Below are 25,652 nucleotides of genomic sequence, written 5' to 3' on the forward strand. Positions count from 1 at the left end.
GGCGATCCGCCATTGGTCCACGCCCTGGCGACCACCGTTAGCCGAATGTTTGTCGGCGCCACCTCCGACCGTGGTTCACTCGCCCGGTCGCTGCACCCCGCAGCGCGGGACCAGGGGACCTCATGGACATACGGCGTGGACCAGGACTCGCGCGGAGCGGGACGAGCGGAGCGCTGCTGACGCTGCTCCTCGTCCTCGGACTGAGCGGCACGGCGCACGCCGAGGTCACCGGCGTCACGTCGAACCAGCCGGACCCGACGACCGGCGAGGTGATCACGTTCACCGCGACGCGCGACGGCGAGTGCCCCGACCTCGTCCGGTTCTCCGTCGACGGCGTCGTGCGGCAGACCCGGTCCAGCGCGGAGCCGGACGAGGACACGTTCGCGACGACCTTCGACACCGTCGGCGACCACGTCGTGCTGGTGGAGCAGCTCAACGGCCCCGATCCGGTCTCGAGCGGCTGCGGCGCCCCGGGCAGGCTGCTCGGCTCGCGGTCCTTCCCGCTCACGACGAAGGCCGGCCTGGCGGGCACGATCAGCGTCGCCCCCGACCCGCCCGTGGTCGGCCGGGTCGCGACGCTCTCGGCGACCCAGACCGGCGGCACGCCGGGCTTCTCGTACTTCTGGGACACCGACGACGACGGGCAGTTCGACGACAGCGCGGCCGACGGCACCGAGCGGACGGTCAGGCCGACGTTCGCGACGACCGGCCCGCACGTCGTGCGCGTGAAGATCCAGGACGACGCGACGCGGGCCCACGAGACGGTCGTCACCCGGACGCTGGACGTCATCGATCCCCCGGTCCCGACCACGCCGGTGACCCCGGGTGCGCCCGCACCGCCCGCTCCCGCGCCGGATCCGCCGTGCACGAGGACGCTGACGTTCGCGCTGACCCAGGTCACCACGAAGGGCTGCTTCTCCCAGGTCGGCGCGGTGCCGTCCGCCCGCTGGGAGACGACCGACGCGGTCAAGCTCAACGGGATCCCCTTCCCGGACTACGGCCAGACGTTCGAGATCACCTACCCCGACGCCGCGAACCCGGGCGGACGCTTCCGGACGACGAACGCGTCGATCCGCATCGGCGGCTTCACCGCACTGTCGGGCGACGTCGACTTCTCGCTGCCCGAGGGCGGGAAGGGCGACGAGAAGACGGTCCGCAGCATCGAGGTCCCGCAGAACGCCGCGCTCTTCGGGCTGAAGGTGCGCGGCTCGATCGCGCTGCGGATCGGGTACGCCGACGACGGCTCGCACTACGCGACGTTCCCGCTGAACATCGAGCTGCCGTCGTCCTTCCGCTCCAGCCCGGCCCGTGACGCCGGCACCGTCACGGGCACGGCGTCCCTGAGGGTCGACGAGGCCGGTGTCCGCTACGACGGACTGAAGATTCAGGCGAAGGACGTCTGGATCGGCCGCATCAAGGTCGTCGAGACCTGTTTCTCCTTCGTGCCCTCCGGCGGCCAGTCGGTCGAGCCCTGCGCCGCCCCGGACCTCGACGGCAGCCCGTACATCACCTGTGCGACCGACACCGGCACCGACCGCTGGGACGGCAACGCCGTGATCCAGCTGCCGACGTCGAGCAACACGAAGCTGGCGGCGTTCGGCGGCCTCGCCGGCGGACAGGTGAGCAAGCTCGGCGGCTTCGTCGACGACCTCGGCACCACCGTGCCGATCGTGCCCGGCGTCTTCCTCAACCGCGTCGGCGTCGGGCTGTGCCTGTCCCCGCCGCCGTTCAAGCTGCGCGGGGACGTGGGCGTCGCCGCGCTGCCGAGCCCCGCCGGTCCGATCCTGAACGTCAACGGCCACTTCCTGTACACCGACGCGACCGCCTCGGACCCGTGGTCGCTGAACGTCGGCGGCAACGTCAAGGTGCTCGGCGAGGAGGTCGGGAGCGGCGAGGTGACGTTCAACGCGTGGGGCGACGTCGACTTCGCCCTGAAGGCGAAGCTCGACCTCAGGATCGCCAGCATCGAGGGCGAGGCGGCCGGCTGGATCGAGCCGCGCAACGACCTCTTCAACGTGGAGGGGTCGCTCAGGGGCTGCATCACCGGTCTGCCCTGCGCGACCGCGCGCGGGCTCATCTCGAGCTCCGGCGTGGCGGGCTGCCTCGACCTCGGGACCCTCGTCTTCTACGAGCCGGTGAACCCCCGCCAGGGCTCCTTCGGCTTCGGCTCGATCTCCTTCAGCACCCGCAGGGTCGAGGTGCCGATCAAGGGCGGCTTCGGCTACACGTTCGCGACGAAGAAGGTCGACCTGCTCGGCGGCTCGTGCGACTTCGGGCCCTACAAGGCGACGCGCGGCGGAGCGACCACCCGCGCGGCCACGCGCGACGTGGCCGCCGGCGCCCCGGTGACGACGCGCGGCGCGTCGACGACCGCCCCGGCCGCGGCGACCCCGCACCAGGCGGGCGCGGGGCTCTCCGAGGAGATCTCGAAGGGCACCAAGGCGGTGACGCTCCGCGTCGCCGGCGGCGCCGGACCGCCGAAGGTGGTCCTCCGCGGACCGGGCGGTACGACCATCACCTCGCCGGCCGCCACCGGCACCGCGCAGGTGAAGGGCCGCTACACGCTGGTCGAGAACCCGACGGACGGCACCACGAGCATCGTGCTCCTGAAGCCGGCCGCCGGGACCTGGACCGTCGAGGCGGCGCCCGGCTCGACCTCGACCCCGACGCGCCTGGACCGCGCCGACCTCGACGCGCCCCCGGTGCTGCTCGGGCAGACGCGGAAGACCAAGAAAGGGCAGGAGGTCTCGCTGACCTTCGCCGTGGCCGACGGCACCTCCGTCCGGCTGACCGAGCGGGGCCCGAAGATCGGCCGGACGATCATCGGCTCCGTGAAGGGCCGGCCCTGCCGCGGCGCGAGGCCGCTGCCCGACGGCCGTCGCCTGCGGTGCGTGACGACGACGTTCCGGCCGTCGCGCGGCCCCGGCGGCAGGCGGACGGTGCAGGCGGTCGTCTCGCGGAAGGGCATCGCGCTGAAGCGGGAGACCGTCGCGACGTTCACCGCGCCCCGCGAGACCCTGCCGCCCCTGCCGGGCGCCCTGCGCGCCCGACGGGTGAAGAGCGGCGCGCTGGTCGTCGTCTTCCCGAAGGTCCAGGGCGCCGTGCGCTACTCGGCCACGGCGGTCCTCAGCGACGGGCGGAAGCTCGGCTTCGACCTGTCGTCCAAGTGCCGCGCGGTGCGGATCCCGAGCGTGCCGAAGGGCATCCGGGCGACGGTGAAGGTCGCGGGCGTCCGCTACGACCTGAAGCCGGGCCGCTACCGCCAGGTCGTGATGTCGAAGAACAGCGAGTCGGCGGGGCCGTTCCGGAAGCTGCCCTACCCCTGCCGCTGAGGCGGTGAGGAGTCGCGGTCCCGGCGTCGCGCGCGACGGGACCGCGGTCGGGGTGCGCCTCCCGGCGTCCTCCGCGGCCCGCTTCGACGTTCGCGTCGCCATCCGACGACGACGTCACGTCGGGCCGACGAGCACGCCACCCCCGCCGGCCGGCACGCCCCGTGCGACGCTGCCCCGGCGCACGCGGTCTTGCCGCGCTTGCTTCCGCCCCCCCGGCCGTCGACGATCGGCGGTCGATGACCGCGATCCGCACCACGGCTGCCTCGGAGCTGCTCGGCGTCTCCGCCAGCACGCTGCGCGGCTGGGAGCGCCGCTACGGCTTCCCCACGCCGCAGCGGACCGGCGGCGGGCACCGGCAGTACGACCTCGGCGAGATCGAGGCGCTGCGCGAGGCGATGGACCGCGCCCCCGACGCGGCCACCGCGGTCGCCCTGGCGCGGCGCGACCACCAGCACGGCGACGGGCGCGACACCGGCGACCCGTTCGCGTCCTGGGAGCGCGACCAGGGCGCCGGGCGCTCACGCGGCGTCGCCTCCCCCGTCGACCGCCTGCGCCGCGCGCTCCGGCGCTACGACGAGGGCGACGCCGACCGCGTCGTCGAGGAGTCGCTGCACCTGCGGTCGCTGGAGCGCTCGGTCGACGAGCTGCTGCTGCCCGCGATCGACGCGCTCGACCGCGAGCACCCCGGGTCCGTCGAGTTCGCGTTCGGCTGGCGGTGGGCGCAGCGGTGGCTGGCCGCGGCGACCCGGACCGCGCCCCCTGCACACCGACCACACCTGGTGGTCGTGGTCGACGGCACCGACCACGGCTCGGTCGACGCGCTGCGCGTGCAGGCGCTCGACCTCGCGCTCCGGCGCGCCGGCGTCCTGCCGATCACCGTCGGCGCCGGCCTGCAGCCGACGGAGCTCTCCCGCGCCCTCGGCCGGATCGAGCCCGCGGCGCTCGTCCTCTCCGGCCGCGGGGTGCCGCTGGACCGGCTCGGGCGCCTCGTCTTCGCCGCCCAGCGCGCGGCCGGCGGGGAGCTGCCGGTCCTGGACTTCCACGGGCCGCTCGTCGAGGCCCGCACCACCGGCGTCGAGCGTCTGGACCCGGCGCCGCTGGTCGCCCGCTCGCGGCTGCTGCAGCTGCTCGACGGCGACGTCGAGCAGCCGATCCGCGTACGTCGCGGGCGCTGAGACGCGATCGCCCCGCACCGACGACGCTCCTTCGAGCGAGGTGACAGGGGTGGATCCACCATGCTCCGACCGCCCCGGCGGTACAAGGTCCGCGCGGTCCCGGACCGGTCCCACCGCCCGATGTGCTCGACCGGACGTCCACCGGCGGCGTCGCCGCACGCGAACGTTCGGGCGGCAGCTCACCAGAGCGGCGGTTCGTCGCGTCGCTTCTCGGACCTCGACGGCCGGGCGTCCTCCACGTTCCGCCCCGCGGCACCCGGGTCGCGCCAGGCCGGACGCCCGCCCGGCGGGTCCGGTCGCTGCGTCCCTCCGCGCCACGGCGGCAGCTCGTCGCCGTCCCCGGTCGCGCGGCGGTCGCGCCAGGGCAGTCGCGGCCGATGCCGGGTCGGTGTCGGCTCCGCCGGGGGCGGCTCCTGGGGCCGGCGCCACGGGGGCAGGTCCTCCTCGCGCTCGACCGCGGACTCCCACGCCCGGGTCCGGTCGCCGCCCGGATCCGCGCTCCGCGGTCCACCGCGCCACGGCGGCAGGTCCGCGCGGTCGCGGGGCGCGTCGGCCGGGCGGTTCCACGCCGGCGTCCCGGTGCGCCCGCCGGACGCGGTCCGACGGACCGGCGCGGGCGCATCGATCGACGACCAGGCCGGGGCGTCGTCCCGGCGGGCGGGGGCGTCCCGGCGCGGCGGGGCGGGTTCGCTCGGCGGGGTCGGATCGCGGCGCGGCGGCACGTCCTCCCGCCGAGGGGTGGCCTGCCGCGGCGAGGCCGGTTCCCGGCGCGGCTGCGCGTCCTCCCGCGGAGGGGCGGCCTGCCGCCGAGGCGCCGTCTCCCCGCGCGGTGGAGCAGCCTCCGGCGGCGCGGTGTTCCGACGCGGGAGAGCGTCGTCGCGCGACGACGTCTCCCGTCCCGGCGCGGCGCCCTCCCGGGGACCGCCTCTCCGGGCGGGGCCGTCCTCCCGTGCGGCGTCGTCCCGTGCGGCCCGCGGGCCGGCAGCGGACGACGACGCGGAACGTGCCGTCCCGAGCCCGAGGCGCGCCGCGGGCGCGGGGTCGGCCGGCCGGGCGCGGCCCGACGACCAGGCCGGCGCGGGGCCGCCCGTCGTCGCGGTCGCGGTGCCGCCGCGGACGGCGCCCTGGTCGATCCGACGCCAGTTCGCCGCCGGTGCGGGGCGGACCGGCGCGGGGCGCCCGTCGTCGGGACGGGACTCCGGCGGGGCCTCGCCGCGCCCGAGCCGGGCGTCGATCGCCGCGGGCCCCGACGAGGAGAGGAACAGGATCCACGACGCCCACGCGAGCGCGGCGACGAGCATGGTCCCGGGGACCCAGCCGTACCCGAGGTCGCCGTCGAACGCGCGGCGCAGGACGAACAGCAGCCCGACGAACGCCGTCGCGAGCCCGCCGACCGCCGAGTACCGGTCGCCCCGATCACCGCCGACGGGCGAGATCCGCGCCGCGCGGACGAGCTCCCAGACGACCACCTCGAGCGCGAGGATCCAGGCCAGGACCCCGACCCCGCTCCACCCGTCGACCTCGAGCGTGACGCCGCGCGAGGAGTAGTGGAACCAGGGGAGGAACGAGACCGCGAACAGCAGCGCCGCGGAGCCCAGCAGCACCCTGCGGGGTCCCGAGAGCCGTTCCAGCGCCTGCAGCACCTTCCCTGTGTACCACGCCGACCGGGGGGCCATGCGCCGGTCGGCGACCACGGGCTCACTCCACGACGACGCGCGCCCAGACCGCCCGGTGGTCGCTCCCGGGGATCGGTCGGACCCCGGCGTTCGTCGTCGCCCAGCGGCCGCTGGTCAGGACGTGGTCGATCGCGGGCCGGACGATGCCGAGCGGTCCCCCGGTCCAGGTCGCCCGCAGCCCGCGTCCGACGTCGGACGCGGCGTCGCGACAGCCGGCTCCCAGGAGCGCGCGGAACGGCGAGTGGTCGAGCGTCGCGTTGAAGTCCCCGGCCAGGAGCTCGCCGTCGCGGCACGGCCGGCGCAGCGCGCGGAGGTCGCGGCGCCAGGCGGCCTGGGACGCCGCGGGGGGCGGCGGGAGCGGGTGGACCGCCGAGACGACGACCGACCGGGTGCGGCCGAGCGTCAACCGCACCCGCACCGCACCGTGCGAGTCCGGTCCCCCTGCAGGTGGCGCGGGCAGACGCGCCGGGCGCAGGTGCGCGCTCACGAGCATCGACGTCGGCCGGGCCGAGCGGTCGTCGTCCGGGCCGCCCCGCGCGTCGGTGAACGCGACCCAGCGCAGGCCCGTCGCCGTCGACACCTCGCGGGCGTAGGCCCGTGCCGTCCGCGCGTTCGCCTCCGGCAGCGCCACGACCCGGGCGCCGGTCCGCCGCACGAGCACCGCGACGGTCTCCGGCGTCGCCCGGGACGCGAAGACGTTGGCGCTCAGCACGGTCACCGCCGTGCCGCCGCTCGGCAGCGGAACGCCTCGGCCCAGCACCCGCGGGGCGATCTGCCCGGCCGCCGCGAGTGCCGCGAGCAGCAGCAGCCCCGCGGGGACCGCCGGCAGCGGGCGGTCCTCCGGGCCGTCGACCCAGCGGGTCAGCCGGACCACGACGAGCCACCCGCACGCGACCACGACCGCCAGGACGACGAGCGGCACGCGCAGGGCGGCGAGCTGCGTGAACGGGGCCTGCGCGTCGAGGCGGTGGGTCCCGGGGAACGGCACCTCCGCGGACCACAGCACGAGGACCCCGAGGACGGCGACGGACCACGCGACGATGCTCGGGACGGCGGGCCGCATCGCCGAGGAGGATCGCAGGCGCACCGGCCACGGACGCCGGAACGCGATCGGGCCGCGCGATGCGCGGCCCGACGGGGGGCGGCCCGGGGGCCGCGGGTGCCCGGCCGCGAGGGCCGGGCGGGCGGATCAGACGCCGAGGATGCGGTCGATCTCGCCGTTCAGGCGGGGCTTCGGCATGGCGCCGACGATCTGCCCGGCGGGCTCGCCGTTCTTGAAGACGATCATCGTCGGGATCGACATGATCCCGTACTTGGCGGCCGTCTGCTGGTTGTCGTCCGTGTTCAGCTTGACCACGCGGACGTCGCTGCGCTCGGAGTCGATCTCCTCGAGCACCGGGCTGACCGCGCGGCACGGGCCGCACCAGGGGGCCCAGAAGTCGACGATCGTGGCCTGGTCGCTCTCGATGACCTCGGCCTGGAAGTTGCTGTCGGTGACGTCAGTCGCCATCTCACTGCTCCTCGTTGGAACCGCACTCGATCCTCGCGGATCCGGACTGCTTCTGCCACCCACTATACAAAATGAAGCGAGGGGCCTCGTGGGCTCCGCACCACCGGCCGCGGACGTCGCGGCGGGGCGACCGGGCTCCCGGCGTCGAGGCTACCGGCCCGGGGTGCTCATCGAGGCCGGATCGTCCTCCGGCACCGACGCGCGGGCGCCGGCGGCGAGCGGCGCCCGCCACCGCGAGCGCCGGAGCGCGGGCACGAGGACGACGGCCTCGCGTGCGATCCGCCAGTTCATCTTCGACGAGCCGGCCGTGCGGTCGCGGAAGACGATCGGGACCTCGACGACCCGGAACCCGGAGCGGACCGTGCGCCACGTCAGCTCGACCTGGAACGCGTAGCCGACCGAGCGGACCGTCGGCAGGTCGATCGCCCGGAGCACGGCGGCGTCGAAGCACTTGAACCCGCCCGTCAGGTCGCGCACCCGCAGGCCGAGGGTGACCCGGGCGTACCAGGAGCCGCCACGGGAGATCACCCGGCGCAGCAGCCCCCAGTCGCTGACGCCGCCGCCCGTGACGTACCGGGAGCCGAGCGCGAGGTCCGCGCCGCCCCGGACCGCGTCGAGCAGCCGCGCGAGGTCGCGGGGGTCGTGGGAGAGGTCGGCGTCCATCTCCATGACGTGCGTCGCGCCGGCCCGGAGCGCCACCTCGAAGCCCGCCAGGTACGCCGGCCCGAGGCCCTGGGGCCGCTCGCGGTGGAGCACCCGGACCTCGTCGGGGTGCGCGGCGGCGAGGCGGTCGGCGATCTCGCCCGTGCCGTCGGGTGAGCCGTCGTCGACGATGAGGATGCGGAATCCGTCCGGGCACGCGGCGGCGAGGGTCTCCCGGGAGAGCCCCACCACCCGCTCGACGTTCTCGGCCTCGTCGAACGTCGGGATGACCAGCCACGGGACGTGGGCGACCGTCGACATCAGCGGGAACGGTAGACGCTGGCGACCGGGGAGGTGCCGCCGGTCCGTGCGAGCCCGCAGGCGCCGGAGGCCCGCCGGAGCGGTCGTGGCGCGGCGGCGCTCAGCCGAGCAGCGCCGGCAGCAGCTCGTCGCGGACGACGGCGTCGACCCGGTCGGCGTCGAACCGCTCGGCCAGCGACGCCCGCGCCCGCGCGGCGTCATCGGACCCCGGATCGCGTGGCGCGTCGAGCGCGGAGCGGATCGCGGCGGCGAGCGCCCCGGTGTCGTCGGGCCGGTCGACGACGAGCCGCGGCGCCGCGACGCGGGCGACCGCCAGCGCGACGTAGGCGCCGGGGGCCGTCGTCGTCACCAGGCGGCAGCCGGCAGCCAGGGCCTCGAGCTGGACGAGCCCGTGGTCCTCGCGTCGCGGGGCGATCACGAACGTCCGGGCATGGGCGAGGAGGTCCGCGAACGCCTCCGGGGCCAGCGGGCCCGCGTCGCGGACGCCCGGGGGGATCCCGGCAGGACCGGCGGCCGCGGCGACCGCCCCGGGCCGCGCGCCGCAGACGACGAGCTCCTCGCCGTCCCGCCGGGTGCCGCGCCAGGCGGCCAGGACGCGGTCGAGACCCTTCTTCCAGGGGTCCGCCGCGTAGGTGACGGCCGCGACGTCGCGCTCATCCCACGCGCGGGGCTCGGGCCCCAGGGCGACCGGGGGCGGCACGACCACCGCGGGCGGGCGCGGGACCGGGACCTCGGCCAGCGCCTCCGCGGACTGCGGGACCAGCAGCGGGCTGCGGCGCAGCAGCAGGCGCTCGCGGGGGCGCTGCCAGACGCCGTGCCGCCCGGGGCGGTTGGCGGCCATCGCCGCGTCGAGCCGGATCGCACCCGGTCGCGGCCACAGGAGCGCGGCACCGACGCTCCCGTAGACGACGGCGCGCGGCCGGTGACGACGGAGGCCCTCCTGCGCGGCGTGGCGGGCGGCGAGCGCCCAGACGAGGTCGGTCAGCGCCAGCGTCCGGACGTTCCGCGGCGGGCGGGCGCGCACGACCGCGATCCGCGCGCCCGCGCGCTCGATCGCGCCGGCGAGCTGGTCGTCGACGGTGCGCAGGCCGGACGTCGACCCGAGCGAGACGAGCAGGACGTCGGCGGGGAGCCCGGCGGCGGTCACACGCCGGCGGCGGACTGGCGCTTGTGCTCCGGGCGGTCGCGACGGAGCCCGGGCGTGCGGAGCAGCTTCAGCGGCGAGACGGGGCCGGTGCGCTCGACGAGGAACTCGACGCCGTCGCGCTCCTCGATCGCCTGCACCGCGGACTCCTGCTTGCGCCAGCCGAGCGCCCAGATCAGCAGGAACCCGGTGGCGACGCCCGCGACCTGCGGCAGCCAGATCGCCGCGACCCCGGACGCCATCGTCACGACGAACAGCGGCCAGAGGCGGTTCAGGAGCGTCAGGACCGGTCGTGGCTCCGGGAGCTGCTCGGCCGCCCGGGCCTCCGCCAGGACCTTCGCGATCTGCGGGCTCGTCGCGTCGAGGGCGCCCGCCCGGATGCCGAACAGGCTCGCGAACAGCCACCAGATGCCGGAGATCACGGCCGGCATCGGGTCGCTGTTGACCTGCGCGTGCAGCACGACGAGCAGCCCGAGGACCGTCGCGGACGCGCCGGAGAGCAGGACGGTCGTGTGGAGGAGCTTGCGGAAGGTCACGGGAGCAGGAGCCCCTCGAGCATGGCACGGACGCCGTCGGTTCCCGCGACGGTGACGTCGGCCCCGTCCGAGACCTCCTGCGGTGCGCCGACGTCGACCGCCGCCACGCAGACGGCGTGCGTCAGCGCCCCGGCGGACCGGAGCTCGCGCAGACCGGCGAACGCGTCGAGGTCGGTGCGGTCGTCGCCGGCGTAGAGCGCCGGGCCGGACGGGCGACCGTCGAGCAGCCAGCGTACGGCCGCGCCCTTGTCGAACGGGACGGGCGGCCGGAGCTCGAGGACCATGCGGCCGCGGTGCAGCACGAGCCCCTCGGCCTCGGCCCGCGCCCCGATCGACTCCGCGACGGCCTCCGAGGCGTCCTCGTCGTCGGCGCCGCGCCAGTGCAGCGCCTGGATCGGGCCCTTGTCCTCCAGCCGGAGGTCCCGGGCGGCGGGGCCGTCGTCCTGCGTGCCGGCCAGGAGGCCCTCGGCGAGCTCCCGGACGCGGGGCTCCCAGTCGGCGATCTCGGGCCGGACCTCGGGACCGTCGGCGCCGTGGCGGAGGATCTCCGTGCCGTGGTTGCCGACGTAGTGGAGGCCGTCGACGCCGACCATCGCGCGTGCGTCCTCCGTGCGCCGGCCCGTGATGCAGGCCACGAGCCCGTACCGCGCGACGACGGCGGCCACGACGGCGCGGGTCGCCTCCGGCACGGCCGCGTCGGCCGCCCGGGTGGTGATCGGAGCGAGGGTGCCGTCGACGTCGAGCAGGATCGCCGCCCGGTCGGGGTGCTCGCGCAGCGGGGCGAGCAGGTCGCCGTGTGGGCCGTCGGGCACGGGCGTAGTGTCGCGCATCCCGGGCACCCCGGGTCCACCACCCGGCCCGGACTACGATCCCCCCCGTGGATCGACGTCGAACCGGAGCGATCGCCGGGATCGGCACCGTCGCGGGCCTCTTCAGCGGCCTGTTCGGGGTCGGGGGCGGCGTCGTGATGGTCCCGCTCCTGATCCTGCTGCTGCAGATGGACGAGCGCCGGGCGACCAGCACCTCGCTCGGGGCGATCGTCCTGATCGCGAGCGCGGCGACCCTGACCCAGGGCGCGTACGGGACCCTCCACGTGACCGAGGGCCTGCTCGTCGGCGTCCCCGCCCTCCTCGGGGTGCTGTCCGGGACCTGGCTGCAGCAGCGGATCCCGGCCCGCCGCGTCTCCCTGATCTTCGCGGTCCTCCTGATCGCCGTCGCCATCAGCATGGTCCTCTCCAACGGCGACGCCGACGGCTCCGGCGGCGACCTCGATGCCGGCCGCGTCGCCCTCGCCGCCCTGTTCGGCTACGCCGCCGGCGTCGTCTCCGGCCTGCTCGGCGTCGGCGGCGGCACCCTGTTCGTCCCGGGCCTGATCTACGTCCTGGGCCTCGGCCACGTCGACGCCGAGGCCACGTCGCTCCTGGCGATGGTCCCGATGTCGCTCCTGGGCGCCTGGCGCCAGCACCGCTACGGCAACCTCGAGCTCCGCACCTCGATCACGATGGGCCTCCTGGCGATCCCGGGCGCCCTCGTCGGCGTCGTCCTCGCCAACGCGTTGCCCGTCCGGGTCCTGGAGATCGGCTTCGCGCTGCTGCTGGTCTACGTGGCGCAGCGCCTGGGGCGGCGGGGGCTGCAGAAGGAGCCGGAGACGGCCTGACGCGGGTCGGGGCCGCGGCCGCCGTGGTCCGCGTCGGATCCGGGACCTCCGCGGTACACGATCCGACACGGACCACCGGCCCCCTACTTCCGGGGCAGCACCTTCAGGTTGAAGGTGGCCGCCAGCTTCAGGCCGTCCCCGGAGAAGGACACCTTCACCGTCGCCGAGTCGCCCCGGCGGAGGGTCCGGCGCATCGCCGCGGTCGGGCGCATCCGCACCGTGAACGACTTCCCGGCGGCGATGGTCAGCGTCCGGGAGCCGACGATCGAGCTCGTCCGGCGGACCAGGACCCGGACGCGGCAGGAGCCGGAGCCCTTGCCGCAGGCGACCTCGAACGCGAACCGGCCCTGGGAGTCGAGGCGCGCGGAGCGGGTGCTCGACGAGACCGTCTTCAGGACCGGCGCGGCCGGCGGGTCCGGGCTCGCGGGCGGGGCCGGTGCCGCGGGCGTGGTCGGCGCGTCCGGCGTCGTCGCGACGGGCGGCGTCGGCAGCGCCGGGACGACGATCGACACCGTGGTCGTCGTGGTCTGGCCCGCGGAGTCCGTGACGGTGGCGGTCAGCGGGACGGTGGTCCCGGCCTGCGCCGCGGTCGGCGTGTACGAGAACTCGTACGGCCGCGTCGACAGCGTGGCGACCGGCGCGCCGGCGGCGGTCAGCGTCACCGACCGGACCCCGAAGTCGTCCGACGCCCGGACCACCGGGGAGATCGTCGTGCCGACCGGGACGACGTCGCCCGCGGTCGGGTCGACGATCGCGGCCTCGGGGGCCGCGTCGGGCGTCTTCGCCGGCAGCGCGAGGGCCGCGGCCGACGTGCGGAACGGGTCGGCGACGGTGCCGGCCTCGGTCGTCAGGCTCGGCGCCGCCGGGGTCCCGGCGTCGGTGCCCGAGCCGCCCTGGCAGAACGTCGTCGGGCTGCTGGGCGCGCCGAGGACGTTGCCGCCGGTGCGGACCGGGCCGAGTGCGCATCCCCAGTAGTTGCCGGTGGCGAGCGCGGGGGCACCGGTGCGGATGGCGGCGTTGGCCGCGTCGGCGTTGTAGATCGCGAAGCCGTCGCCGCCGAACGTCGTGCCCGTGACCTGGAAGGCCCGGACGCCGGGGTTCGTGACGTCGTCGCCGGTGTCGGCGTCCGCGAGCAGCAGGCCGACGGAGGCCCGGGCGTTCGCGCTGCCCGTCCCCGCGACGCCGTTCCAGACGTCGACGATCTCGCTGCCCGTGACCCGGCCGCGCTGACCGGACTGGTACCGCACGCCGGTCTGGGTGCTCGCGGCGCCGCCCTTGGCACCGACGATCCGGCTGCGGAGCACCGAGCCGTAGGCGTTCACGTTCGAGCGCGTCGTGTTCGTGGCCGCCCCGTCCGCCCCTCCGACGGAGGCGTCGAAGAGGACCCCGCCCGCCCCGAAGCCGGTCACGAGGCTGTCCTCGACCGTCACCTGGCGGCGGATGCCGCCGAGGACGGCGCTCTGCAGCGAGTTGGTCTGGACGATGCCCCAGCCGTGCGGGCGGCCCGCGACGGCGTCGGCGGCGGGACGGCGGAGCGGCCCGACGACGCTCTTCGCCACGCGACCGGAGGTGTTGAAGAACGCGATGCCGGCCTCGGCGTAGGCGTCGGGCGACTCGACGGTGACGCCCGAGAGGTCGAGGAAGTTCTCGTTGTCGTCGGAGGACCCGAGCGTCTGGCGGTTGACGGAGATGACGTTGCCGCCGCCGTCGCGCAAGTACGGGACCGTGCCGGCGAGCGAGTCGCCGAGCTCGGCCGCGGGCATGATCGTGACCTTGTCGGCGCCCGCGCCCCGGATCGTCAGGGGCTTCGTGATCGTCAGGCCGTTCCGCGAGCCCTGCTGGGCGAAGCTCTGGGTGTTGCCGTACGGCGGGGTGGACTGCTCGCGGTACACGCCGTCGCAGATCACGACGGTGTCATGGGCGGCGGCCTGGTCGACCGCGTCCTGGATGGACGTGAAGCCGGCTGATGGGCACTGGGCGCGGTCGTCGTCGACCGTGTAGGTGGCGGCGCTCGCGGCGGCCGGTGCGGCCGCGCCGACGAGCACGACCGCGAGGAGGGTGCGCCGGAGTCGACGGAGGGGCGGAGACGTCATGGGATGCGGTGCACCTCGGTGCGTGGTCGACAGTGATCGGCGATGAACGATGTCCACGCGTTGGATATCTCTGCTTGAACTGCAGAATCCAACGCACAGGGGCCGGTACGGCGAGCCGGAACTCTAGGCGCAAGCCCTCGCGACGTTGGAATCCGGTGTGTTCTGTACGCCGCGTCTCCGTCTGTCCGGATGGCGTACGAACGTTCGGTTCTGCGTCCATACGGTTGTCGGCGGTCCCGTGGCTCCCGCTGCGGCGACGGTCCTCGTCATCCATGCACGGAGAACTGTGAACATCGCCCGCGCCCCCCTCGGGGCTCTATCCGCCACGGTGCTCGCGCTCGTGGCCGTCCTCCTGGCGGCCGTCCCATCAGCCGCCCGCGCCGCCGACCCGGACCCGATGCTGCGGGGGCCGTACGGCTTCACCACCTCGGAGAACGCGCCGTCGAAGAACTTCACGGCCGGCACGGTCAACCTGCAGGAGCCGAACGCCGCCGGCGGCGCCACGACCGGCCCGGCCGCCGCGGCCTCGCTGCAGATCCGCGGCTCGCTCTACACCCCGGTCGGACGCACCGAGCGCTCGCCGGTGATCGTGCTGGTCCACGGCAACCACGGCTCGTGCGACACGGGCGCCGCGCCGAACTGCACGGTCTTCAAGCGCAACGACCGCGGCTACGCCTACCTCGGCGAGAACCTGGCCACCTGGGGCTACACGGTCGTCTCGATCGATCAGGACCAGCTCATCTACTACCAGGACCAGAACATGGCGAAGGGGATGCACCAGCGTCGCCTGCTGATCGCCGCCACCCTGGACGCCCTCTACAAGGCCGACGCCGAGGGTCTCACGGGCCCCGACCAGAACATCGGCGACTCGCTGAAGGGCAAGCTCGACCTCACGCGCATCGGCCTCATGGGCCACTCCCGCGGCGGCGACGCGGTGACGAGCTTCATCGACTACAACCGCACCCGCCCGGCCCCCGGTCGGCGGTACCCGCTGCGCGGCGTCATCGCGCTCGCGCCGACCGACTACGAGCGCCGCGCGCCGACGAAGGTGCCGTTCCTCTCGATCCTCCCGCAGTGCGACGGCGACGTCTCCAACCTGCAGGGCGCGCGCTTCTACGAGCGGGGCCAGCAGGCCGACCCGGACAACCCGTTCCCGCTGCTCCAGGTGGGCGTCCTCGGCACGAACCACAACTGGTACAACAGCGTCTGGGCCGCCGACGGCGAGGACAGCAACCCCAACGACGCCGCGTGCGCCGTGTCGCAGCCCAACAACCTCCGCCTCAGCGGCGGGCGCTCGGTCAACGACCCGGCCCTGCCCACGCTCGACCGCGGAGCGAGCCCCGGCGGTACCTACACCTTCAACAACCGCGGTGACGGCAACCCGGCGCTGATGGGGGACCAGGAGCGCGTCGGTCTCTCGCTGATGTCCTCGTTCTTCCGGCGCTACGTCGGCGGCGAGGGCGCGTTCGACCGATTCATGACGGGCGAGCGCAACGCCGACGGCCTGTCCGAGCTGCCGGAGACCGCCTGCCCGAACCAGCAGGTCTCGTTCGGCACGCCGGCGACCGGCACCGACGGCACCCGGATCGCGTGCAACGAGCGGACCCTGACCGACTACGTCGCCCCCGCCTCCGAGCGCGAGGACGTCATCGGCCCGGACGCCGACACCCCGCTGACGACCAGCGCGGTCGGCACGGCGCTCGTCTCGAGCGGCTTCGCCAACCCGTTCACGGCCGACGGCGGCGTGCTGCCGGTCCCGGCCACGACGACCACCGGGCTCGACTGGTGCAACCCGGAGCCCGACGACTTCGCCCCGGCGCAGATCGGCAAGCCGTCCTACCCGACCGCGAAGAAGGCGTGCCCGCTCCCGGGCGTCGCCGCCCTCGGCGGACAGGCCGGCCAGCGCGAGAACGGCCCGGTCAACCAGTCCTACGGCCTGCAGCTCTCGGCCGCCTGGGAGAACCCGGTCGGCACGACGGGCAAGCCGGCGACGATCGCGACGCGGATCCCCGCAGCCGACGGTGACGTCTCGGGCAAGAAGGCCCTCGCGCTCGCCGCGGGCGTGAACTTCTTCGACCCGCGCAACATCGACCCGCTGAACCCGGACCGCAGCGCGATCACCGCCGCGACCCGCGTCGGCTCCGCGGCGGAGTGGGCCCCGACCACCTGGACGCAGGACTTCACCATCGCGGTGACGGACGCGGCCGGGCACGAGGGGACCGTCTCGGCGGCGAGCCAGCGCTACGGCAACGCGCTGCAGCCGTCGGTCGGCTCGACCACCAGCAAGGTCCACATCCTGCTGCACGAGATCCGCGTCCCGCTCGGCGACTTCGCCGCCCAGGGCGTCGACCTGAAGACGGTCCGGAAGGTCGAGCTGCGCTTCGGCGAGGCCGGCAAGCCGGCGCAGGGCTCCGTCCAGCTGGCGGACGTCCGGTTCCAGGAGGACACGGCGGGCACGAAGGTCCTCGTCGACGACGCGGCCGCCGACGGTCCGTCGACGGGTCCCGCGACGTCGGGCCCGAGCCCGGCGACGATCCTCGCCTCCTCCCCGCGCGCCGCGGCCTCCCCGGCGCTCCCGGACGCGATCGGCGTCGACGGCGTGACGACGGTGACGAAGGCCGGCGCCTGCGTCGACCGGACCGCACCGCGGACCAGCGGCGTGAAGGTCGCGCTGAAGGGCCGGAGGCTCACGGTCTCGGGCAGGGCGACCGACGCGGGCTGCGTCACGAAGACCCGCTCGGCCGCCAAGGGGCGCGTGACGTCGGTGCAGGTCACGCTCGCGAAGGCCGCGGGCAAGAAGGTCCGGTTCGTCCGCGGCACCGGCGCGCTGTCGAAGCCGATGGCGAAGGCCAGCGCGGTCGCGCTGGTCGCGAAGGGCACCTCGAGCTGGACCCTGAAGCCGACAGGCCGCCTGGCGAAGGGCCGCTACGCGATGACGGTCCGCGCCTACGACGCGGCGGGCAACGTGCGGGCGAGCACCCGCACGGTGACCGTCCGCTGAGGACGCGCGCCGCGGCCGTCCTCCGGGGCGGCCGCGGCGGGTGGGGCGCGGGCGGCGTGAGCGGGGGACGGCCGCCCACCGTGTCGGATCCGGTACCTCCGCGGTACGCGATCCGACACAGCGGGCCCCGGGCAACCGCCCTCGTGGTCCGTGTCGAGTTCGGTACCTCTGCGGTACACGATCCGACGCGGCCGGCCCGCGCTGCGCCGCGCCCTCAGCCGTTCCCGAGCCCGTGCTCCAGCGCGTCCTTGATGGTCGCGTCCAGCGCGTTGAGGCGGTGGAGCGTCGCGGCCTCGGCGGAGCGGAAGCGGCCGCCCGCGCGCTCGGCGCCGTGGTGGGTGAGGACGCAGTGGGCGAGGTGCATCCAGCGGGTCTCGTCGACGCCGGCGCGGCGGGCGGGCTCGGCGATGATCCGCAGGCCGAGCTCGATGTGGCCGAGCATCTCTCCCTGCTCGGTCCGCCCGATCTCGGCCGCGTAGGTGAACTCGCGGGTGCGTCCGAGGTCGTGGACGATGCAGGCCGTCAGCAGGAGGTCGCGGTTCAGGCCCGGGTGGTGGACGCACGCCTCCTGTGCGAGCGCCCCGACCGCGACGGTGTGCTCGAGCAGCCCGCCGAGGTAGCTGTGGTGTCCGCCGATCGTGCACGGCGCGAGGCGCCAGCGGCGGCGCAGGGCCTCGTCGCCGAGCAGCTCGCGCAGCAGCCCGCCGAACGTGTCGTCGCCGACCTCGCCCGCCAGGCCCTCGAGGAAGCCGTCGAGCTCGTCGAGGTCGCGGTAGGCCGTCGGCAGGAACTGGGTCGGATCGATCTCCGCCGGGTCCAGCCGCTTGACGACCGTGAGCTCCGCGACGAGCTCCTCGCGGTAGCGGTCGACCGTGCCCGCGACCTGGACGACGTCCCCGCGCTGGAACGCGGCGTCGAGCCGGTCGACGTCCTTGAAGATCCGGGCCGGCATCGTGCCGGTGCGGTCTCGCAGGTCGAGCGCCAGGTACGCACCACCGGAGCGTCCCTGGGAGCGGTCCTTCCGGATGCACGCGAAGGCGCCGGCGATGCGGTCGCCCGGCCCGAGGGCTGCGAGGGAGGCGGGTGCGGGAGGCGGAGGCGTGGACACGAGGTCGGGTGGCGGAGGACCTGATGGGCCCGCGGTGCACGAAGCATCCCGCGCGGACGCCGTTCGCTACCGCCCGTAGCCATCTTGTACCGTCAATCGGATGATTCCCCTTCGTTGGGACGACCGCCCGGTCGGGTTGCGAGACCCGGCTCTGGTGTGCGCGTTCACCGGCTGGACCGACGCAGGGGACTCCGCCAGCTCGGCGGTCGGTGTGATCTCGCGCCGGCTCGGTGCGCAACGCTGCGCCACCGTCGACCCGGAGCTGCTGTACACGATGCAGTCGTACCGGCCGCACATCACCATCCGCGACGGCATCGCGACGGACATGGACTGGCCGACGGTGGAGCTGCGCGCCGCCGTCGTCCCGACCGCGCGCCGCGACCTGATCCTCGTCACGGGCCCCGAGCCGGCGATGCGCTGGCAGTCGCTGTCGGAGACGCTGATCGAGACGGCCAAGAGCCTCGGCGCGACGTTCGTCGTCACGCTCGGCGGCCTGCTCTCCGACGTGCCGCACACGCGGCCGGTGCCGATCACCGGCGTCGCCACGGACCCGGACTCGATCACCGCGCTCGGCGCGATGCTGCCGGACTACGAGGGGCCGACCGGCCTGACCGGCGTCGTCCACCACGAGGCCCAGAAGCAGGGCCTGCAGGCCGTCACCCTGCTGGCGCACGTGCCGCACTACGTCGCGGGCGTGCCGAGCCCGAAGGCGACGCTCGCGCTCGTCGAGGCCGTCGAGGCCCTGACCCAGGTGCCCGTCCCGACCGCCCGCCTCCGCGCGGCGTCGGAGCGCTACGAGCAGCAGGTCTCCGAGGCCGTCGAGCGCGACCCGGAGCGCCGCGAGCTCCTCGAGCGCCTGGAGCAGATGGCCGACCTCCGCGACGTCATCGGCGACGACGACTCCGAGGAGGACCTCGCCGAGGCCGCCGAGGCCCAGATCCAGCTGAACCTCGGCGAGCTCCCGACGGGTGACGTCATCGCCGACGACTTCCTCGAGTTCCTCCGCGAGCAGGACCACACGGCGCCGGACGAGGACGACGACGAGGACGCGGACCATCGGGACTGACCGACCCGCCCCCGGAGCCACCCGCGGGTGGATGCCGGGTGGTCGAGGCTCTCAGGTCTCGGCGGCCGGGCAGGTCAGCTGGTAGTCGCAGATCGCGCAGGTCTCGTACGACGGGGTCGGCTCGAAGTCCTGGGCGAGGATCGCGCCGCCCACGCGGCCCACGGTCTCGGTGATCCTGTCCCGCTCGCTGCCCTCGGCGTCGAGCGGGGTCTTCACGTCGTCGAGGATGTAGTGGTAGCTCTGGCGCGGGGTCTCGATGCCCCACGCGTCGACGGCGGCGACCGCGTAGAGCTGCAGCTGGACGTCGTCGCGCAGCTGCTCGGGCGTCCGCGGGCGACCGGTCTTGTAGTCGACGAGCTCGTAGGCCCCGTCGGGGTGCCGGTCGACGCGGTCGACACGCCCCCGCAGCGTGTGGTCGCCGAGGCGGAACTCGAAGCCGCGCTCCAGCCAGACGGTCTCGGAGTCCTCCGCGGACGTGCGCGCGTGGTATCGGGCCATCGAGTCCTGGGCGCGCGACCACAGGCGCGCCTCGTCGGCCACGCCCTGCAGGCCCGAGCGCCGCCAGCTCGCCGCCAGCAGCTCCTGCAGCTCCGCGAGCTCCGTCCCCCCGCGGCCGTGCCAGCGCTCGAGCACCTGGTGGACGACGATGCCGAACCGCTGCGCGACGGTCGGCTGCTGCGGGATCCGCAGCACGCGGTTGAACTTGTAGCGGAGCGGGCAGGACCCGTAGACGAAGAGGTCGCCCGCGCTCATCACGACCCCGTCGTCGCGCAGCGGCAGGAACGGCTCGAGCGACGGCTCGCCGCGACCGGCGGCGCGACGCTCGGCGGTTTGGCTCGCGGCGGAGAGGATGTCCTCCTCCAGCGACGAGCTGAGCAGGATCTCCTTCTGCTGCGCGGTCGCCGCCTGGTGGATCGCGCCGTCGATGCCCGGCATGGCGGCGGAGACGTCCTGCCCGTCGGGCCGGTTGATGAGCGCCGCGACCTTCATCAGCTCGAGGTACCGCGTGACGCCGTGGGCGACGTCGAGGTCGGTGTCCATCCGCAGGTCGCCGAGGCGCGCGCCGATCGTGGCGACGTCCCGCAGGAGCTCGTCGCGCAGCGTCCGGAACGTGGCGTGCAGGGTGTCGTCGGGGCCGAAGAGGCGCTCGTCGTACTCCTCCCACTCGCCGTCGACCGCGCGCCGCGCGTCCTCGACCAGGGGCGACGGCTCCCGCGCCGCGCCGCTGGTGGCGAGCTCCGGGTACGCGAGGACGACGCCCTCGCGCGCGCGGGTCATCGCGACGTGCAGCGCCCGCCGGGCCTCGTCGACGGCGATCCCGCGCGACGGGTCGGCCTGGGCGTCGGCGCCGGCCTGCAGCACCCCGCCGCCGACGCGGTCGTCGCCGAGCAGCTCGTCGGGCAGCGGGTCGACGAGCCGCCGACCGGCAGCCGCGCCGATCGCCCCCAGGCGCGACGACTGCAGCCCGAGGACGAAGACGTGGTCGAGGTCGAGGTCGGCCGCGGCCTCCAGCGGCAGGACGCGCACGACGCCGCCGCGGGAGGGGCGCCCGTCGGCCCCGTCGCGACGGTCGCCGGTGCCGGGACCCGCCGACGGCCTGCGGTCGCCCGTCCCCGCGGCCGCCCCGGCTGCCGCGACCGGTCGCGCGTCGCGGTGCCCGGCCGGGTCGAGCTCCTCGCCGTGCGGGTCGCCCTCCATCCCCGCCGCGAACGGCACGGCCTCGACCTTGCCGTCCGGGTCGCCGCCGGCCTCGGCCAGCAGGATCAGCCAGCGCGCGAAGTCCCGGGCCGTCGCCTGCGGGGCGATCCGCACGTGGCGCTCGGCGAGCTGCCCGACGCGGGCGAGGTCCCGCAGGCGCAGGGCGACGTCGCCGCCCTCGCCGAACAGCTGCTGCCGGCGCAGGCCGAGGTGCTCGACGAGCCGGTGGACGAACTGGTCGGGCGGCGTGACGTCGAGCGCCCGCGTGGCGCTGCGGTAGAGGCGGAGGAACGCGGCGACGCGGTCGCGGGCCTCCGGCGCCATCTGCGGCGACTCCATCGACGCGGCGAGCGCGCCGACGAGGTCCATCCGCCGGCGCCGCGCGAGCTGCATGCAGCGCGCCAGGTCGGCCGGCCGCAGGTCGATCGGCGGGCGGGCGAGCGCACGGCTGACGGCGGGCGCGTCGGACGGGTCGACGAGGAGCCGGAGCCACGCGAGGACGTCGCGGACCTCGACGCGCTCCAGGAACGCGCCGGCGCCCCCGAGCCGCGCGGGCACCGCGAGCTCCTCCAGCGCCGCCACGACCGGCCCGGCCTCGCGGCGCACCGACGTGACGAGCACCGCGATGCGCTCCGGCCGGGCCCCGTCGCGGAGCAGGCGCTCGACCTCGCCCGCGACGGCCTGGGCCTGCGCGCGCTCCGACGCCGCCCGCCAGAACCGCACGCGTCCGCCCGACGGGGCGTGCCAGGCGTGGACGGTCCGGTCGGCGGCGGGCTCGACGACGGCCTCCGCGGCGCGGAGCACGCGCTCGGGGCTCCGCCACGACCGCTCGAGGGTCACGGTCCGCAGGTCGGGGTAGGTCGCCGCGAGGTCCCGCAGGTTCTTCGCCGCAGCGGCGCGCACCCGGCGCGTGGCCTGGTCGTCGTCGCCCGCGGCCGTGAGCGCCGTGCCCCCGCGGGCGAGCGCGTGGAGCAGCCGCATCGCCGCCGTCGGCAGGTCCTGGATGTCGTCGACGAGGAGCGCCTGGAACGACGACCCGATCCGCGCGCGGACCCGGGCGGTGCGGGCGTCGACCTCGGCCCGGGCGACCCCGGCGAGGCGGCCGGTCGCTGAGGGTCCGTCGGTGTGCAGCGCGCCGCCGGTCGCCGGCCCGCCACCGGCCGGCGCGCCGTCCGATCCCCCCGGGCCCGGTCCGGATGACGGCCCCCTGGCGGCCGGACCGCCGTCCGTCCCCTCGAGCAGCCGCACGAGGTGCAGGAGGAGGTCGCCGTGGTCGATCAGGCCGCGCTCGCGCAGGACCCGGTCGTGGAGCCGCATCAGGGCCGCGAACTCGCGCTCGCGCGGCGCGCGCGGGTCGACGTCGGCCAGCCCGGCGGCCCACCGGCCCAGGGCGTCGGCGTCGACGAGCGACTCCTTCAGGCGGTCGATGCGCGCGACCGCGCCGGCCAGCAGGCCGACGTGCCCGCGGCCGCCGGAGCCGCCGTCGTGGTGCAGCAGCCCGAGCTCCTCGCGGTGCTCCAGGAGCAGTGCCACGCGCTCGGTCCGGGTGGCCGGGACGACGAACGGGTCGACGCCGGCCTCGGCGGCGACGTCGCGCAGCAGCCGGTGGCCGAGGTCGGGGAGCGTCGTGACGACGACGTCGGCGGCGGCCGCCCCGAGACGCTCCTCCAGCCGGCGTCGCGTGCGGGCCGCGGCGGCGGGCGTCGCGCCGAGCAGCGCGATCCTCGTCGGGTCGACGCCGGCGGCGGTCACGAGCCACGCGGCGCGGGCGGCGAGGGCGACGCTCTTGCCGGTGCCCGCGGTCCCGCGCACGAGCAGCGCGCCGCCCGTGCCACCGCGCCCGGCGTCGGCGTCGCCGTGCGTGGCGACGCGGACCTGGGCGTCGGAGAGTCCGTCGAGGGGTTCCATGGCGAGGACCGTCCGGCGCGGTCGCGAGGATCGCGGGACGCCGGGGTCGGCCCTCTAGGATAGGTCGCTGATGCCTTCCTCCCCGCAGCCTGCTCCCGAGACGTGGATCGCCGCGTTCAACCGGGCTGCGGACCGCGTCCGGGATCGCCTCGACGCCGTGACCTCGACGCCCGACCGGCTCCGCGAGACCGGCACGACCGGCGAGGGAGGCGACCGCACGCTCGTGATCGACGCCGAGGCCGAGGACCTGGTGTTCGCCGAGCTGCACGCGCTGCACGACGAGGGCGCCCGGTTCACCGTGCTGTCCGAGGAGCGCGGCGTCGTCGACCTGGGGTCGCCGGACGTGCTGGTCGTCGTCGACCCGATCGACGGCTCGATGAACGCCAAGCGCGGCATGCCGCACCACGCCGTCTCGATCGCGGTCGCCGAGGGGCCGGGCGTCGCGCACTCCGGCACGATGGCCGACGTCGTCTGCGGCCTCGTCGCGGACCTCGGCCCCGGCGAGCGCTGGACCGCGATCCGCGGCGTCGGCGCGTGGCTCGACGGCGTGCCGATCGTCGCGCCCGCCGCCGAGCGCCTGACCGAGGGCGGCAAGCTCGAGCTCGTCGCCATCGAGTCCGCGCACCCCGCCCACGTGATGGCGTCGGGCGAGGCCCTGCTCGAGCACGTCCACCGCCTGCGCGCGATCGGCGCCATCGCGATCTCCCTCTGCGCCGTCGCCGGCGGCCGCGTCGACGGCATGGCGTCCCTGTGGCGCTGCCGCGCGTTCGACGCCGCCGCCGGCCAGCTGATCGTCCGCGAGTCCGGTGGCCTCGTCGCCTTCGGGGACCTCGACGCGCCGCTCTCCGCCCCGCTGGACCTCATCGGTCACGGCCCGGTGGTGGCAGCGCGCTCCGCCGAGGGCCTCGCGCGCGTGGCCACGCTCCCGCACGACTGAGCGCGGCACGGGGTCGGCCCCCGGGGGTCGATGCGTCTCGCCCCACCGAACGACGGACCATCGCCTCGGGGGGCGGCGGAGCCGGGGGTCGACGCGTCAAGCCCCACCGAACGACGGACCATCACCTCGGGGCGGGCCGAGGGCCGGCGTCGATTCGTCGATCCTGGCCGAACAACGGACCATCGCCTCGCGGGGCGGCGGAGCCGGGGGTCGACACGTCGAGCCCCACCGAACGACGGACCTTCACCTCGGGGGGCGGCGGAGCCGGGGGTCGCCACGTCAAGCCCCACCGAACGACGGACCATCACCTCGGGGGGCGGCGGAGCCGGGGGTCGCCACGTCTCGCCCCACCGAACGACGGACCATCACCCGCGGCAGCCCTGGAGCGAGCCGGAATCCATGTGACGTCGCACACGCAGAGCGCCACGACCGCGAACAGTTGTTCGTGCAATCGCCTCGCTCCGGCGTTCGAGCGGACGGGTCGAACCGTCGACCACCCGGCGGGCCGCCCGCCCGCGCCCAGTACCCCTGAAATCGCCTCCCAGCAGGGAGATCCTGGCTCACGGCCGGTCCGGATGGTCGCCCCGACGACCGCCGCACGGCTTCCACGGACCCCCGCCCCCGACCGCGAACGACGGCGAACGCATCGCGTACGCCGTCCGATCCGCGGTGCAACGGGGCCGGGACGTCGTTGTAAGAACAGACGTTCGTCGATACATTGGATGAACTTAGAACTAAGCAGCTTCCTCCGAGGCTGCTCCGTCCGCAGCCCCGACCCCGAGGATCCCCATGGCCGACACCCCGAACACCACCAGCACCAGCACCACGAGCTCCGCCGCCGACAAGCCGGCCACCAGCACGGCCAAGCCTGCCGCCGCGAAGCCCGCCGCCGCCAAGTCGACCACGGCCTCCAAGCCCGCCGCGAAGCGCACCACGGCCGCGAAGCCCGCCGCCAAGCGCACCACCACGCGTCGCACCGCCGCGAAGCCCGCCGCCAAGCGCACCACCGCCCGCACGCAGGCCGCCGGCGCGAAGACCTCCGCCAAGGCCACCGCCACGCAGGCGTCCGGCGCCGCGAAGTCGGCCACCAAGGCCGCCGCCCCGAAGGCCTCCGCCGCCAAGGCCTCGGCCAAGCGCACGAAGACGCAGGCCACCGGCGCCGCCAAGACCGCCGCGAAGAAGACCGCGACGACGACGAAGGCCAAGGCCCGCACCGCGGCCACGAAGGCCAAGAAGACCGACGCCGCCAAGGCGACCGAGTCCCGCATCGTCGCCGCGCGCCGCGTCGCCGCCGACTTCTACGCCGCCGCGCCGAAGAACCTCGAGGAGGCCCAGAAGCAGGCCGTCGAGGTCCGCGAGCTCGCCACGAAGCGCGTCGAGGCGTACACCGAGAAGGCCCAGGTCGTCTCCGAGAAGGCCGCGCTCATCAGCACGGGCGCCGTCCTCGAGGCCAAGGACGCCGCGGCCAAGGAGCTCGTCGCCCGTCGCGACGCCGCCACCAAGCTCGTCGCCGACCGTCGCGCCGCCGCCACGAAGCAGGCGCAGGCCCGTCGCAAGGAGCTCGACAAGCAGCTGAAGACGTTCGAGAAGCGCGGCGCCAAGGCGAAGGCCGACCTCGAGCGCGACCTCACCCGCACCCGCACGCAGATCGAGCGCGAGCTCCGCGAGCGCCGTGCCGCCGTCGAGGCCCGCATCAACGACCTGCCGTCGACGCCCGCCGAGCTGCGCACCGAGCTGCCCAAGCTCCGCGGCGAGGTCGAGGCCCGCGTGACGAAGGCCCAGAAGCAGGCCGCCGAGTACGCCGGCCAGGCGCGCGAGCGCGTCCTCGCCCTCGTCTAGAGGAGCCAT

General features: G+C 75.5%; 17 protein-coding genes. 7 read left to right on the forward strand and 10 right to left on the reverse strand.

Translation table 11 applies throughout. The features are described from left to right. The first annotated feature begins 122 nt into the window (after positions 1-122). On the forward strand, positions 123-3,332 hold the full coding sequence (locus PATMI_RS0104795) for a hypothetical protein (protein WP_026910050.1): 3,210 nt from the start codon (positions 123-125) through the stop codon (positions 3,330-3,332). A 236-nt stretch (positions 3,333-3,568) separates the two neighbouring features. Continuing rightward, a complete protein-coding gene (locus PATMI_RS0104800; RefSeq protein ID WP_026910051.1) occupies positions 3,569-4,507 on the forward strand; it encodes a MerR family DNA-binding transcriptional regulator in 939 nt (312 codons plus the stop codon). A gap of 179 nt (positions 4,508-4,686) precedes the next feature. Here PATMI_RS0104800 and PATMI_RS0104805 read toward each other — a convergent pair whose 3' ends face one another. From PATMI_RS0104805 to otsB, 7 genes are all read right to left on the reverse strand, one after another. Beyond that, the gene (locus tag PATMI_RS0104805) at positions 4,687-6,150 is read right to left on the reverse strand and encodes a hypothetical protein (RefSeq protein WP_026910052.1); all 1,464 of its coding nucleotides are present in this window, start codon (positions 6,148-6,150) and stop codon (positions 4,687-4,689) included. A gap of 55 nt (positions 6,151-6,205) precedes the next feature. After that, complete coding sequence (locus PATMI_RS0104810; RefSeq protein ID WP_026910053.1) at positions 6,206-7,246, reverse strand: endonuclease/exonuclease/phosphatase family protein; 1,041 nt, start codon at positions 7,244-7,246, stop codon at positions 6,206-6,208. 126 nt (positions 7,247-7,372) lie between these two features. Next, entirely contained in the window at positions 7,373-7,693 is a 321-nt protein-coding gene (trxA, locus tag PATMI_RS0104815; RefSeq protein ID WP_026910054.1) for a thioredoxin, read from the reverse strand. Positions 7,694-7,843: 150 nt separating this feature from the next. Further along, positions 7,844-8,656, reverse strand: a complete 813-nt coding sequence (locus tag PATMI_RS27465) for a polyprenol monophosphomannose synthase (protein ID WP_051471065.1) — start codon at positions 8,654-8,656, stop codon at positions 7,844-7,846. 100 nt (positions 8,657-8,756) lie between these two features. Continuing rightward, on the reverse strand, positions 8,757-9,803 hold the full coding sequence (locus PATMI_RS0104825) for a glycosyltransferase (protein WP_026910055.1): 1,047 nt from the start codon (positions 9,801-9,803) through the stop codon (positions 8,757-8,759). Further along, positions 9,800-10,336 (reverse strand): hypothetical protein, encoded by a 537-nt coding sequence (locus PATMI_RS0104830; RefSeq protein WP_026910056.1) that lies wholly within the window; start codon positions 10,334-10,336, stop codon positions 9,800-9,802. The genes PATMI_RS0104825 and PATMI_RS0104830 overlap by 4 nt, the downstream gene beginning before the upstream one ends. Continuing rightward, positions 10,333-11,148, reverse strand: a complete 816-nt coding sequence (gene otsB, locus PATMI_RS0104835) for a trehalose-phosphatase (protein WP_026910057.1) — start codon at positions 11,146-11,148, stop codon at positions 10,333-10,335. Before otsB ends, PATMI_RS0104830 begins: the two co-directional genes overlap by 4 nt. Positions 11,149-11,213: 65 nt before the next feature. On the opposite strand from otsB, the gene PATMI_RS27470 reads away from it, so the two are divergent. Further along, positions 11,214-11,993, forward strand: a complete 780-nt coding sequence (locus tag PATMI_RS27470) for a sulfite exporter TauE/SafE family protein (RefSeq protein WP_051471066.1) — start codon at positions 11,214-11,216, stop codon at positions 11,991-11,993. Between the two features lie 83 nt (positions 11,994-12,076). Here PATMI_RS27470 and PATMI_RS27475 read toward each other — a convergent pair whose 3' ends face one another. Further along, the gene (locus PATMI_RS27475; RefSeq protein WP_026910058.1) at positions 12,077-14,086 is read right to left on the reverse strand and encodes an Ig-like domain-containing protein; all 2,010 of its coding nucleotides are present in this window, start codon (positions 14,084-14,086) and stop codon (positions 12,077-12,079) included. A gap of 238 nt (positions 14,087-14,324) precedes the next feature. Here PATMI_RS27475 and PATMI_RS0104850 point away from each other — a divergent pair, with 238 nt between their 5' ends. Next, on the forward strand, positions 14,325-17,087 hold the full coding sequence (locus PATMI_RS0104850; RefSeq protein WP_245604080.1) for an Ig-like domain-containing protein: 2,763 nt from the start codon (positions 14,325-14,327) through the stop codon (positions 17,085-17,087). Between the two features lie 214 nt (positions 17,088-17,301). Here PATMI_RS0104850 and PATMI_RS0104855 read toward each other — a convergent pair whose 3' ends face one another. Further along, on the reverse strand, positions 17,302-18,195 hold the full coding sequence (locus PATMI_RS0104855; RefSeq protein ID WP_026910060.1) for an HD domain-containing protein: 894 nt from the start codon (positions 18,193-18,195) through the stop codon (positions 17,302-17,304). Between the two features lie 100 nt (positions 18,196-18,295). Between PATMI_RS0104855 and PATMI_RS27480 the strand changes: the two genes are divergently transcribed. Further along, positions 18,296-19,261 carry a PAC2 family protein gene (locus PATMI_RS27480; protein WP_084269683.1) on the forward strand — a complete coding sequence of 322 codons (966 nt, stop codon included), beginning with the start codon at positions 18,296-18,298 and terminating at the stop codon, positions 19,259-19,261. A 51-nt stretch (positions 19,262-19,312) separates the two neighbouring features. On the opposite strand, the gene PATMI_RS0104865 is transcribed toward PATMI_RS27480, so the two are convergent. Beyond that, the gene (locus PATMI_RS0104865) at positions 19,313-22,867 is read right to left on the reverse strand and encodes an ATP-dependent DNA helicase (protein ID WP_026910061.1); all 3,555 of its coding nucleotides are present in this window, start codon (positions 22,865-22,867) and stop codon (positions 19,313-19,315) included. Positions 22,868-22,937: 70 nt separating this feature from the next. On the opposite strand from PATMI_RS0104865, the gene PATMI_RS33895 reads away from it, so the two are divergent. Next, positions 22,938-23,804 carry an inositol monophosphatase family protein gene (locus tag PATMI_RS33895; protein WP_051471068.1) on the forward strand — a complete coding sequence of 289 codons (867 nt, stop codon included), beginning with the start codon at positions 22,938-22,940 and terminating at the stop codon, positions 23,802-23,804. Between the two features lie 789 nt (positions 23,805-24,593). Beyond that, positions 24,594-25,643, forward strand: a complete 1,050-nt coding sequence (locus PATMI_RS33900; RefSeq protein WP_051471069.1) for a hypothetical protein — start codon at positions 24,594-24,596, stop codon at positions 25,641-25,643. Positions 25,644-25,652: the final 9 nt, after the last annotated feature.

Origin of the sequence: Patulibacter minatonensis DSM 18081 (assembly GCF_000519325.1) — a bacterium.
In the GTDB taxonomy this organism is placed as follows: Bacteria; Actinomycetota; Thermoleophilia; order Solirubrobacterales; family Solirubrobacteraceae; genus Patulibacter; species Patulibacter minatonensis.